The organism is Salicibibacter cibarius (assembly GCF_016495725.1).
In the GTDB taxonomy this organism is placed as follows: domain Bacteria; phylum Bacillota; class Bacilli; order Bacillales; family Marinococcaceae; genus Salicibibacter; species Salicibibacter cibarius.
Genome location: NZ_CP054705.1, coordinates 2,547,675 through 2,561,046 on the forward strand (window position 1 = coordinate 2,547,675; position 13,372 = coordinate 2,561,046).

General features: G+C 43.8%; 11 protein-coding genes. All 11 read right to left on the bottom strand.

The window, feature by feature from the left end; all coding sequences use genetic code 11:
- Positions 1-325 precede the first annotated feature (325 nt).
- Positions 326-1,393 (bottom strand): acyl-CoA dehydrogenase family protein, encoded by a 1,068-nt coding sequence (locus tag HUG15_RS13140; protein WP_200123538.1) that lies wholly within the window; start codon positions 1,391-1,393, stop codon positions 326-328.
- On the bottom strand, positions 1,393-2,547 hold the full coding sequence (locus HUG15_RS13145; RefSeq protein WP_343073114.1) for an acyl-CoA dehydrogenase family protein: 1,155 nt from the start codon (positions 2,545-2,547) through the stop codon (positions 1,393-1,395). The genes HUG15_RS13140 and HUG15_RS13145 overlap by 1 nt, the downstream gene beginning before the upstream one ends.
- Before the next feature lie 13 nt (positions 2,548-2,560).
- Complete coding sequence (locus HUG15_RS13150) at positions 2,561-3,379, bottom strand: enoyl-CoA hydratase/isomerase family protein (RefSeq protein ID WP_200123540.1); 819 nt, start codon at positions 3,377-3,379, stop codon at positions 2,561-2,563.
- Positions 3,380-3,571: 192 nt separating this feature from the next.
- Positions 3,572-4,948, bottom strand: a complete 1,377-nt coding sequence (locus HUG15_RS13155) for a hypothetical protein (protein WP_200123541.1) — start codon at positions 4,946-4,948, stop codon at positions 3,572-3,574.
- A gap of 390 nt (positions 4,949-5,338) precedes the next feature.
- Positions 5,339-6,571, bottom strand: a complete 1,233-nt coding sequence (locus HUG15_RS13160) for an acetyl-CoA hydrolase/transferase family protein (RefSeq protein WP_200123542.1) — start codon at positions 6,569-6,571, stop codon at positions 5,339-5,341.
- A 2-nt stretch (positions 6,572-6,573) separates the two neighbouring features.
- Positions 6,574-7,758: a CaiB/BaiF CoA transferase family protein gene (locus HUG15_RS13165; RefSeq protein WP_200123543.1), complete on the bottom strand. Its 1,185-nt coding sequence runs from the start codon at positions 7,756-7,758 to the stop codon at positions 6,574-6,576.
- 14 nt (positions 7,759-7,772) lie between these two features.
- On the bottom strand, positions 7,773-8,969 hold the full coding sequence (locus HUG15_RS13170) for a thiolase family protein (RefSeq protein ID WP_200123544.1): 1,197 nt from the start codon (positions 8,967-8,969) through the stop codon (positions 7,773-7,775).
- Positions 8,970-9,539: 570 nt separating this feature from the next.
- A complete protein-coding gene (locus tag HUG15_RS13175) occupies positions 9,540-10,688 on the bottom strand; it encodes an acyl-CoA dehydrogenase family protein (RefSeq protein ID WP_200123545.1) in 1,149 nt (382 codons plus the stop codon).
- A gap of 19 nt (positions 10,689-10,707) precedes the next feature.
- Positions 10,708-11,781 carry a CaiB/BaiF CoA transferase family protein gene (locus HUG15_RS13180; protein ID WP_246516339.1) on the bottom strand — a complete coding sequence of 358 codons (1,074 nt, stop codon included), beginning with the start codon at positions 11,779-11,781 and terminating at the stop codon, positions 10,708-10,710.
- 124 nt (positions 11,782-11,905) lie between these two features.
- The gene (locus HUG15_RS13185) at positions 11,906-12,310 is read right to left on the bottom strand and encodes a PaaI family thioesterase (RefSeq protein ID WP_200123546.1); all 405 of its coding nucleotides are present in this window, start codon (positions 12,308-12,310) and stop codon (positions 11,906-11,908) included.
- Positions 12,311-12,325: 15 nt separating this feature from the next.
- Entirely contained in the window at positions 12,326-13,276 is a 951-nt protein-coding gene (locus tag HUG15_RS13190) for an NAD(P)H-dependent flavin oxidoreductase (protein ID WP_200123547.1), read from the bottom strand.
- Positions 13,277-13,372: the final 96 nt, after the last annotated feature.

Below are 13,372 nucleotides of genomic sequence, written 5' to 3' on the forward strand. Positions count from 1 at the left end.
TTCGCATTGTATATTTAAACCTACTTAACTAACCTACTCTCTATATCTAATTGCCTTCTTCTGCATTCGTCAAGATAAGCGTGTAAATAATCCGGTTCCTCATATAAAGTTTTGATAACTTCACTAAAAAGAGTATTTAATGTTTTCCACCTATTTTAGATCTCATTGATAAAATGCATATGATCTAGTTGCGTTTGAGATTCGACTTCATTCATCATATTCCCTTTTCCATATGAACAATTTATATGACTCTTTCTCTTTAACTGAGAAGCATAAATTTTAATGAAATTTCTCTAAATTAATAAGAGAACGATTAGGCCAGTCATTAAGATGAATCCGCAATCATAGACCACACATCGTCTGAACCGCTCTCCAAAACTCTACTCCCCAGAAGATCCGCCCACTCACTCTCGGAACCGTATTCATCTCGCCATGACCATAATCGTCTCGTGCTGTGATGTAATGGGTGTTCATCGGTGAAGCCCATAGCTCCATGAACTTGATGAGCAATGTTTGTGACAGCCTTTGCAGCTTCACCAACTTGGATTTTGGCCATTGCTATTTCCTGATTTTGTGCCCCATGTTCATATGCAGCAACAGCAGAATCGGCCGCTATTCCTGAAGCGGTCACTTCTCCTGTCATGACGGCTAATTGTTGTTTTACGGCTTGGAATTTTCCGATTGGTCTTCCGAACTGTGCCCGTTCTTTTGCATACGTCAGCGATAGTTCCAGTATGTTTTCAAGCGCGCCGGCCATAAGAGCGGTTCGCGTAAGTGAGCCTCTATCCCAAATATCTGCTTCTGTTAAATCGGGAGCAAAAGCAACCCTGTCACTTTCAATCAAAATATCAGTCAAAATAACTTCATCCCTAGGTTCTCCTGCTAGATTTTGTCCATGGGTTAATTGACAATCAGCCGTAGAAACAGTAGATACAATCTGTTTACCTGCACTGGTCGCACCAAATATAACGATGTTCTCTACATCACGTGCCCACGGGATATGTTGGGCTTTTCCAGTCACCACCCAAGCGTCGTCCGTTTTTCTAAAAGAAATTTGGTCGTTTTTTTGTGCAGGTAACAGGGAGATCGGTCCGTCTAATAAAGGTAAACGTGCAACACTTAATATCCATTTTGCAAGCAAGGTCTCTGCTAGAGGGATGGGACCGGAAAATTTACCGACGACCTTTAATAAACTTTGAACATCACTCACATCACCGCCCATTCCTCCTGCTCGTTCCGGCACACCAACGGAAGTCATGCCAACGTCTTCCAATGCTTCCCAGAGACCTTGAGGGAATTCCCCTTTTTCTGCTTTATTGATGACTTCTTTCGTACAAATATCCTTCATAATTTTGGTTGCTGTATCGGTAAGCATGGATTGAATATCACTCATTATACCCCTATCCCCCTAGCTATAATGCTTCGCAAGATTTCGGTCGTTCCTCCGCGAAGCGTAAACCCCGGTGCATGTAGGATCGATTCGGCAAGTAATGTTTCAAATTTAGTTGGTGCATTCATCGATGGCCTGCTCGGGATTAATTCTCTTGCCACGTCGATGACATCCTTTTCGAATTGGGTCCCCATATCTTTCACTAAGGACGCCGCGATATCAGGTGAATCTCCCTTCTCGAGTAACCCCGCGACACCTAATGACATGCATCGCAACGTCCATAATCGTGACGCCAATTTTCCAACTTTAATGTTTGCATGTTTTCCTGATGTTTCTGAAAGTTGATTGATAAGTTCTTTTAATAATGGATAAGTGCTTAAAAAACGTTCCGGTCCACTTCGCTCATACGCAAGTTCGGCCATGCTCTGTTTCCAGCCACCCCCTACTTCGCCGACGATCATATCTTCTGAAACTTCCACATCCTCGAAAATCACTTCATTAAAATGATGCTCACCCGTCATTAAATAAATCGGCCGTACCGTGACCCCGGGTGCGGAAAGATCAACAATCATCTGGCTGATCCCGTCATGTTTTTTCTCGCCCTGTGTGGATGTTCTGAGCAACACAACGATATAATGCGCATGATGGGCACCGCTGGACCAAATTTTACTACCATTCATCACCCATTTATTCCCTAATTTTTTCGCGCGGGTGGAAATCGAAGCTAAATCGGACCCGGAATTTGGTTCACTTAAACCAACGGCAAAAAACAGCTCACCCCTACTGATTTTCGGCAAAAACGTTTGCCGCTGGTATTCATTGCCATATTTCAATAAAAGTGGACCGGTTTGCCGATCTGCAAACCAATGTGCCGCAACAGGCGCACCGGCTGCTAATAGCTCTTCGGTTACAACAAAACGTTCAAATGCCGTTCGCTCGTGTCCGCCATATTTTTTTGGCCATGTCATGCCCAGCCATCCACGTTCGCCTAACTTGCGGCTAAAATCAGCTGAAAAACCACTTAACCAAGAGTCACTTCGCGTTGTAAACGATTCATTATGCAATTCTGTGGAAATAAAGTCGCGAACGTCCTCCCGTAAACTTTCCGTTTCCTTTGGAAGATCAACAATCGGCAATTCTAGCTCTTTTACCATCATATCCCTCCCCCCTTTATTTAAACTTGGGCTTTCTCTTTTCAATAATCGCGTTTAAGCCTTCTTGATAATCGGGGTGTTCGGTGACCAATCCCATATAAGAAGAAACTTGATCAAGCGATGTCCGTAAATCTGTTTTAAGTCCTTGATAAACAGTTCTTTTCATTAACCTTATTGCTTGTTGAGGGCCTCGAGCTATTTTCCCTGCCAAATCATAAGTTTCATCCAATAGATTTTCCGGTGGAACAACTCTGGTCACAAGTCCAATGTCTGCCGCTTCCGCTGAATCAATAATTTTTCCGGTCCATAACATTTCCAGTGCACGATCCAAACCGACAATTCTTGGCAAATAATAGCCTCCGCCATCTCCCGGAACGAGTCCTACTTTGACGTATCCTTCTCCAAAACGAGCCTTCTCTGAGGCAATTCGAATGTCACATTGAAGCGTCATATCTAACCCTGCGCCAATAGCATCCCCATTAATGGCAGCGATCGTTGGTTTATCGATCTCTTCCATTAATAGCGGAATTCGTTGAACATGTTTCCATAAACTATTTTTTCGATTGATGCCTGTCGAAGCGAAATCCTTCTCCTCATGCCCGTCTTTATTGAGAAACCCTTGGCCATTCTTCATCGTCTTGAGATCACCGCCTGCACAAAATGCTTTCCCAGTGCCGGTTAAAACCAAGACTCGAATGTCATCATTGTCACGCACTTCTTCAAGCGCTTTAATCCAATCTTCAATCATTTTCACACTAAACGCATTCAATGAATCCGGTCGATTTAACGTGATTGTTGCAATGCCGTCTTCTATATCAAATAATAAATCTTCCATCTTTTCCTCTCTCCTTCATCTTCGATTGATGTATAATAATGCAATATCTATGCCATTAAAGCCTCCCTCCTTTATTGCGTTGGAGCAGTGAGAGGGCAATTTTTATTCATACAACGACAAACATTTTGTATATAGGTAAATAAAATATATAGCCGACCACTTTTAAAGTCTAATGGTCAAAACTACACTCGATTATAAAATCCCTAGGACATAGCGAGATATAGCAAGAACGATAACGACAATGACAAACAAAATCAGCGCGAAGACCCAGTTTTCCTTCATACCTACTTGAAAAGAAGAACGATTCGTCAGTGAGCTCGTCAACAGTGTTAATCCCGAGAACGGCGATAGGATAGACGCAAGGGACCAACTGGTGAGTAACATAATCGCGATGGCAAGGTGAGACTGTTCAAACTGGGGCAGCTCACTTAAACTTACGGCCATCAATGTCACGGTTACAATCGAATGGACACCTACCATAGAAAGTAGAACGACAATACCGATGATGACGACAGCAAGAATGATAATGTTTGTGCCGACCAGCGAAAAGAACTGATCCATCCACTGCTTAAAATCGGTTTGTACAATCACTGCCCCAAAAAATCCCGCTGTTGCAAATAATACTAACTCTACCTTCATGTTCGGAAGGCTCGTAAAGTATGTATTCTTAAACTCTCCAAAAAAAGGTTTTATTTTCCGCAAAAACAACGACCAAATAACAGCGGCACAAACGGCTGTTACTGAAACAACAACGATGACACTGAGTTCTGAATAAAACTCTATGATAAAAATGCTAGCTGTAATTGCCAATCCAGTTGCGATTAACTGCTTGAGTTTATTTGCACCGTTGTTTCGGGTATTTTCGAACGTGACATCCTGTTGTACACCGTTGTGTTCTTTTTTCCGTTCCCGTTCCATCCCATAGCCGACAGCTAATCCAGTCAGCGCAATAATCACTCCAAACGGAAATATTTGCGCCCAACTAACATCAAAATAAGAAATCACGAGCGCCATTGAAATGAAGTAAGGTGACCACATAACGGCCAAAACATAGCCCCTCAACAAAGCCTTTCGCAATTTTCCCGATAAGGCTTTGTTTTGCTCCGTGTTAAGCATTTGATACAAGAGTGGGAGGGACCCTAAGTTCAATAAGACACTGAATAAAAACGACGTACTGCTCGACATAAAATAGAACTGATTGGCATTGTTAATACGCCGTTTGTAAAAATCATCTAACGCATCCAAATAATAACCAATGCGAACCGGGATACTTAAAATCGGAACGGTGATGAATAGTGTCAGGATACTGGCATTTTCCCCAAACGCGAGGAACCAGCCCTTAAAATCTCCATCTTGTGAAATATGAATCCAAGTTCCTGCAATGAGGAGCAGTACGATCGTTAGAGCCGGAATCCCCTTCAGAGAAGAAAGGCTAGTGATTATAAGCAGCAAACAAAAAAAGGTAAATGCAATTAAGAGAAAATCGTTTGGCACAAATACGTAGAGTAAATAGGTAAAAGCAATGAGGACGGTAATGAGCGCCCTTATCATTTCAGGTTTGTTTAGCAACGATTCATCATCTTTTCTTTCATCCCTTACCTAGTGCATAACGGCCGTAATGATTGTTCACACCGCCTCCTGTTGAAAGCCGTACGACTTCCGACTGTCAGAGATAGGGCTTCAAAAGCTGGCGTTGACGACCTAACGGCTTTCATTTACCGGCGTTAGGTCGTCAAAAGTTGTTATTGGCGACCTAACGACTTTCTCCTACCAGCGTTAGGGGCCAATCGCTGGCGTTGGCGACCTAACGGCTTCCAAAAATCGAATTAGGGCGTCAAAATCCGTTAGTGATTAAATAACTATTATAATTTCAGATCGCAGACCGTTTTCGTGAACAATGCGTTCACGATTGTAGATCAAAATAACACCATTTGTGTCATCGTTGTGATCGAGAACCAGTCATAACTCTTCTCTAAAATCGGGATGAGTAATACTAATTAACTCTTCTTTTCTTTCTGCAATTGTTTTCCCATGCAGCGAGGCGATCCCATATTCCGTAACGACATAATGGACATCGGATTTTGTAGAAGTAACGCTTGAAAACTCAGGAACAATTCTTGATTTCGTTCCTTTTGCTGCTGTCGACGGGAGGGCGATAATTGACTTCCCGCCTTTGGATGCCATCGCTCCGCGCATAAAGTCCATTTGCCCGCCTACACCTGCAATGTAAAAATCTTTTATTTTTTCAGCGTTAATCTGTCCAGTGAAATCTACTTGTACTGCTGAATTGATCGCGTGAAAGTTTGATAGCTGCGAAATGGTTGCTGTGCTATGCGTGTAATCGGATGGATATAATTCTATGTTTGAATGGCGATGGGCATAGTTATACAAGTTTTGCGTTCCTGCTAAACACGTGGCGACGATTTTACCTTGATTAATTTCTTTATATTCGTTCGTCACGACACCGCTCTCATATAAATCGATCAATGCCTCCGGAAATGTACCTGTGTGAACGCCGAGAGCGGATTTATTTTTTAAAGCACTTATAATGCTGTTCGCCAATGATCCTATCCCGATCTGGATCGTCGAACGGTCAGGAATTAATTCAGCCACATACTGAGCAATCCTGTTCTCTGTATCACCCGGAGTTGCACTGGGAAGTTCAGTTGGGGGGAGTGACCCTTCCACAAATAGGTCAATGTCGCTTGCTGAAATCGTTCCTTTTCCGGACGCCCAAGGAAGCTGATCATTTATTTCCGCGATCACCAATTGTGCATGATTAATTAATGATAGTGTGTAATCTGCGGACAACCCTAAATTCACGTTCCCTTCGTTATCGAGCGTCGTACATTGGATAAAAGCAACATCCGGTGCTAATTGTTCCATAAAACTTGGAATATCGGAAAGATTCATAGGAAGGTAATCGGTCATCCCACATTTATATGAATCTTTTAATACCCCGGATAAAAGAAAGCTTTTCACTTTAAAATGTTGATGCCATTCAGGATTTGCGTATGCACATGGACTTCCGAGCGGCATGTTATAGATTGTCACATTTTCAAGCCGCTCTCTTTGCTGAATCAATTCTTGGATTAACGCCGGAGGTTCACTGCACATCCCGGCGAGCACGAGATGATCATTTGATTTCACCTGTTTAACAGCTTCTGATACCGGTACCGTTTTATCCATCATTTTTACAACACCCCGTCTTCGCGCATACGGGAAATTTTTTCACCGGTAAAACCTAATGAAAACAGCACTTCTTCTGTATGTTCACCCAATAAAGGCGGATGGTGGCGCACCGATGCCGGGGTGTCTGATAATTTAACCGGAAATGCAGGTGTTTTTAAGTCTTTAATTTTGGGATGATCAACGTTTACCATCGTCTCTCTGGCAACAGATTGTGGCGACGTGACTGCTTCACCGACAGCGTTCACGGGGCCACAAGGCACTCCGGCTTCGTCCATTCTTGTGACAATTTCATCGCTTGTAAACTGAGCGAACCGTTCAGCCAAAATAGGAATGAGTTGGTCACGGTTGGCCACACGCAATTGATTGGTTTTATATTCTTCCACTTGCAATAAGTCTTCCCAGCCCATTGCTTTGCACGCTTTCTCCCAGAGATTATCATTGGCGGCAGCCAGGATGATATTTTTGTCGCTCGCTTTAAACACTTGATAAGGCACAATCGAGTTATGCCCTTGCCCCATCGGCTTTGCAGACTGGCCGGTTGCAAAGAAGCCTGTGGCCAAGTGGTTTAAGGTCATGATTTGACCATCCAATAAACTGGAATCTACAAACTGTCCTTCACCTGTCTTCCCTCTCGCCAATAAAGCAGCCAAGACCCCCAAAGCACCTAGAATACCTGTCGTTAAATCTGCCACTGATGGTCCCGCCTTATATGGGACACCCGGCTCCCCGGTTGTGCTCATCAGGCCCGCGTACCCTTGCATTAAGATATCATAGCCTGCACGGTCTTTTTCGGGACCCGTTCTGCCGAAGCCTGAAACGGATAAGTAGATGATTTGAGGGTTGATCTCTTTCAGTGTTTCATAGTCAATCCCTAACTTCTCGGTAGCCCCGGTTCTGAAGTTCTCAATTAAAACATCACTGTCTTTGGCTAATTCATGAATGATTTGTTTTCCTTGTTTCGTCTTTAAATTTACAGTGATGCTTCGCTTGTTTCGATTTGAACTTAAATAATAACAGCTTTCCCCTTCCCAATCCGGAGGCGAGAAATGTCTGGCTTCATCCCCCCTTCCGGGCTGTTCCACTTTAATCACTTCCGCACCGAGATCCCCGAGCATTTGGCCGGATACCGGTCCTGCAAGCGTTCTCGCAAGTTCTAAAACTTTTACTCCTTCCAAAGGTAAATGCATGCTCTCCCCCACTATCAAACTTGTAAATTTTCGAAGATGGTCGTAATCCCTAATCCGCCGCCAATACAGGCGGTTACCGCTCCATACTTACTGCCGCGGCGCTCCATTTCATTCATCAACTTAATCGTTAAAATATTGCATGTTGCACCTAATGGATGGCCTAAAGCAATTGCCCCACCATTGACATTCAAACGGTCTTGGTCGATGCCCAACTCCTTAACGACCGCGAGTGACTGGGCTGCAAACGCCTCGTTCAATTCGATAAGATCGATATCTTCCAGTTTAAGACCGGCCTGTTTTAAAGCTTTCCTCGTGGATGGAACAGGTCCTATTCCCATAATATCAGGGCCTACGCCTGCTGAAGCCTGTGCGACAACTTTCATTTTTGGTGTCAAGTTCATTTCTTTAGCTTTTTCCCCGGACATAACAAGCGTTGCCGCTGCTCCATCGTTCCTGCCGCTTGAATTGCCCGGTGTGACGGTGCCGTCTTTTTTAAAAACGGCCGGTAATTTCGATAATTTTTCCATATTCGTTTCCCTTGGATGCTCATCGGTGTCGAACTTAATGGTTTCTTTTCTCGATTTCACTTCATAAGGGGTAATCTCATCCTTGAATTTTCCTTTTTCAATGGCATCTTTAGCCAATGCCTGACTGCGCAATGCAAATTCATCTTGTTCGGATCGGCTGATATTGTGCATGTCCGCCAAATTTTCCGCCGTCAGTCCCATCGTTAAATCATTTCCATATAATTCCTCCGGCTGTGCTTTCGGTTGACTTTCCGTATTCGGATCTACGAGTACACCATTGCCGGCCGTCAACCCAAAGCGAGCACCCCGTATATAATAAGGAGCTGTACTCATACTCTCTGTTCCTCCGGCAATAATCGTATCGTCCAGATTACTCGCAATTTGTTGTGCAGCATTATTGATCGATTGCAGGCCGGAACCGCATTGCCGATGGACGGTATACCCGGGAATTTCGATCGGCATCTCTGCACGAAGCGCAGCCTTTCTCGCAATATTCGGTTGGTCTGCGCTTTGCTTCACATGACCAAGGATCACTTCTTCAACTTCTGAGCTATCCAACTGGGTACGGGAAAGAAGCTCTTTCATTACGTGCGACGCCAAATAATCCGGTTCCACATCTTTTAGCGTTCCACCCATTCTCCCAATTGCTGTTCTGACCCCATTGATGATGACAACATCTTTCATTTGACAACAACTCCCGTTAATTTTTTTGGCATGTGCGTACTATTTCAAAGGTTCTTTCACGGCGTTATACGGACAAAATCCTTGTTAATAGAGTGGAAACTGTCCGAACTAAGGGTGACTTCGGACAATTTTGCAAGGTAAAACGAGGATTTTGTCCGACCTAAGGACAAGTTCGGACACGTGTACCGGGAAATGCGCAAAAACTGTCCGAACCCAATGTTCCGTTGGAACTTTTGGCGGTTTGGTCCTGATAAATTCCTCTAGGAAAGATCAATAATCAGTTTATAGTGTTGATTCTATCTCATAACTCCTTCATGACACCTCTGTTTGAACGTTTTTTCCATTATGAGGTGCCATAGTCCCGTCATGACACCTCTGTTTGAACGATCCTTCCATTATGAGGTGCCATAGCCCCCTCATGACACCTCTGTTTGAACGTTTTTTCCATTATGAGGTGCCATAACCCCTTCATGACACCTCTATTTGAGCGATATTTTCATTATTAGGTGCTATGGTCTCACAGCACTAGACAATCCATGCTGAAAAACCCCCCTCGGCGGGGAGTTCCCTTTATTGATATTCTTTTTTCAGCCTTCCCGCGATAATGTTCTTTTGAATTTCCGATGTTCCTTCATAAATCTTGGTTATGCGGGCATCGCGGTAGTAGCGCTCAATCGGATACTCTTTCATATAACCCATCCCCCCATGGATTTGAACGGCAAGGTCGGCCACCCGGTTATAGACTTCGGCTCCGTGCAATTTCACCGTCGCTGCTTCCTTGATAAGGTTCTGGCCTTGATCACTCATCCATGCCACTTTATAAGTCAGCGCTCGCAATGTCTCAATATCGAGCGTCATATCGGCGAGATAATGTTGAATGATTTGTTGTTCAAAAATCGGTTTCCCAAATTGTTCTCTTTGCATCGCGTAGTCCAAGGACATTTCATGTAACTTCACGCAAGACCCTAGATTCCGTGCCGCTAAGCCGGCGCGGCCACTGGCAAGAATTTTTAATGCATTGACGTATCCCTTGCCTTCTTCGCCCAGAACATTTTCAACCGGCACCTCACAGTCTTCGAAAAACAATTCCACAGACTGAGAGCCGTGCAATCCCATTTTTTCCTCGATTTTTCCTACTTTAAATCCGGGAAAATCGCTTTCTACAATAAAAGATGTAATGCCTTTTGCGCCTTTTTCCGGATCGGTAGATGCCATTACCGTGAAAACATTTCCAATTGTCCCGTTGGTGATAAAATGTTTTGAACCATTTAAAATATATTTATCACCTTTGCGAACAGCTGTTGTTTTGACATTTGCAGCGTTCGAGCCTGCCGCGGGTTCGGTTAAGGCATAACCGCCGATCCATTCCCCTCTCGCCATTGGAGGCAAATATTTTTTCTTTTGTTCTTCTGTTCCCATTTCTACAATGCCGACACTTCCGATGCCTGTATGGGCACCGATAACGGTCGTAAACCCATTAATGGTCTTTCCCAACTCTTCATATACGGCGCACTTCCCAACCATGTCAATGCCTAAGCCGTCATATTCGGCGGGAATGCTTAAACCGAACAAACCGATTTCCTTGCTCTTGTCCATAACATCTTTGGGGATTTCATCTGTCTCTTCAATTTGATGGGCGACAGGATCCACTGTTTCATATACAAAATCCTTGACCGTCGCTTTTAACATTTTAATGTCTTCCGGAAAATCGTAATTCATTTTTTTGCCTCCATCTCGATTAAACGATTTTGCTCTGTTTTAATTGCTCTATATCGGTTGAAGAATATCCCAATTCATCCAATAATTCTTGATTATGTTCACCCAAGTCCGGTGCGCTTCGTCTAACATCGCCTTTTTCCGTAGAAAATTTAATCGGGAATCCAATCTGTTTTAGCATTCCTAGAGCCGGATGTTCATTTTCAACGAGCATCTCTCTGGCGATTACCTGCGGATCTGCAAACACTTCGTCAATATCGTAAACCGGTCCCACACATGTTTCTTCTTCTTTTAATAAATTCAGCCACTCTTGTTGATTGTTTTGTAAAAAAATACGTTGTAATTCTTGTTTCATCTCTTGTTGCTCGTCATCGGGGGCTGACAAACGGTCAATAAAACCCTCTTTTCCAAGAAGTTGACAAAGCCTTGCCCAAAACTTTTCTTCCAAAGCACCCACGGAAAGATACTTTCCATCTTTCGTTTCATAGACCCCGTAACATGCTTTTTGCCCGGAAAGTCTTGTCTCTCCTCGCTTCGGTTTTTCATTCGTTGCCAGATAGCCTCCGGCTACACCTGATAACCAGGAAAGCACCCCGTCCATCATGGAAATATCTACATATTGCCCTTGACCCGTTCTTTCTTTATGGAGAAGGGCCATTAACACTCCAGACAAGGACATTAACGATCCCCCGCCAATATCGGCAATTTGAACACCTGGGATAATCGGTTGGCCATTTTTTTCACCGATCAACCCCAATACGCCGCTATATCCGATATAGTTAATATCGTGGCCGGCCAACTGACTGTAAGGGCCATCTTGTCCATACCCAGTAATCGAGCAATAAACGATTCCCGGGTTTAGGGCAGACATTTGCTCATAAGATAACCCCAACTTATCCATCACCCCAGGCCTAAAACCCTCTATGATGACATCTGCATCCTTGGCAAGATTTTTAAAAATTTCTTTTCCCTTTTCGCTTTTTAAATCAAGGGTAATGCTCTTTTTATTTCGGTTAAGCACTAAGTGCCTTGAACTGTAGCCTTCGATAAAAGGATCGGTGTTTCTGCCATAATCCCCTATGACCGGTTGCTCCACCTTGATTACTTCAGCGCCATAATCCCCATTAACATCGTGCAGTAAGGACCTGGCAGCAATCTCGTCAAATCAAGAATCCGTATTCCATCTAATACAGCCATATACTTATCCACCTGCTTTGCTGTTATTTTTGTAAAATGGTAAAAGCTGCAGTTGCAATCGCGATCAGTCGATCTTGATCATCAACCACTTTTGATTCCACCGGTAATATTCTTTTGCCCGGATGGACGATGTTTGCAGTGGCATACAATGTTCCGTCCTTCACCGGAGCTACAAAGTGTGTATTTAAATAAATCGTCGCTACTCTAACGTCCTGGGATGAACGAATGGTTACGCCAATAATTGAATCCAACAGGGATGTAATGGACCCGCCGTGTAAGTATTGATTGCAATTCATTTGGTTTTCGGATACCGGCATTTTTATTCTCGCTTCCCCCGCTGATAAATAATCCATGGATATCCCCATATGCTTCCAAAAAGGGGACTCTTCAAAATCATTCTTTAGCCAAGTTAAGTATTCGCTATCCAATTGCGCCCTCTCCCTTTATAAGTTGCCGTCCAACCTTTTGGTTGCTAGGTTTGCTTCCTTTAAAATTTGATAAAATAACTGGTCAACGCTCGGGATATCGTCAATCAGTCCGACCCCTTGGCCTGCCCAACCGAATCCTTCCTTCAAATCACCGTCTTGAATGAACTTTTGGTTGGCTTCGCCGTTGATGTATGGCCATAATTCCTCAAATGAAGCCCCTTTTTCTTCCATTTGAGCAATTTTTTCCGTCGCTTCCGAACGTAAGCCACGCGCAGGGATGCCGATTGATTTTTTGATAATGATGGTTTCATTTTCCTGTGCATTTACGATAGCTTCTTTATAGCGGGGATGAGCGATACACTCCTTTGTCGCGATAAACCGCGTTCCCATTTCTATGCCTTCGGCCCCTAAGGCCAAGGAAGCAGCATAGCCTCTCCCATCTACAATCCCCCCGCTTGCCAGCACTGGAATTGATACAGCATCAACGACTTTCGGGACTAAAACAATCGTGCCTACATCATCCCTGCCGAGATGGCCGCCACCTTCGGTTCCGACGACAATAACCGCGTCCGCTCCCAATTCTTCAGCCTTTTGCGCTTGCCGTACCGAGGCTACGAGCACGAGCTTTTTAATATTCGTTCCTTCCAATTGTTGAATAACGTTTTCTGGATTGCCCGCTGTTAGGGAAATTGCAGGAACTTCCTCCTCAATGGCCACGTCCACAAATTGGTCTACCGGGCGTCTTCCTAAAGCAAAATTAACACCGAAGGGACGGTTCGTTAGCTGTTTTACTTTTCGGATTTCATCACGTAAATCCTTTGCATCATTAAAAAACGTAGCCGTGATCTGACCAAGTCCTCCCGCGTTTGAAACAGCAGCGGCTAGCTCGGCAAATGCCAGATAGGCCAGCCCGCCTTGAATGATCGGATATTTAATTCCAAACGTTTCACTCACCCTATTTGACACCCGGAACAACTCCTCATTTGATCGTTTTAAACCGCTTACAATTATTTGTCTCTATTTTACTTATGAAAAAATTTTTTGTCAAATAAAATAAGGATT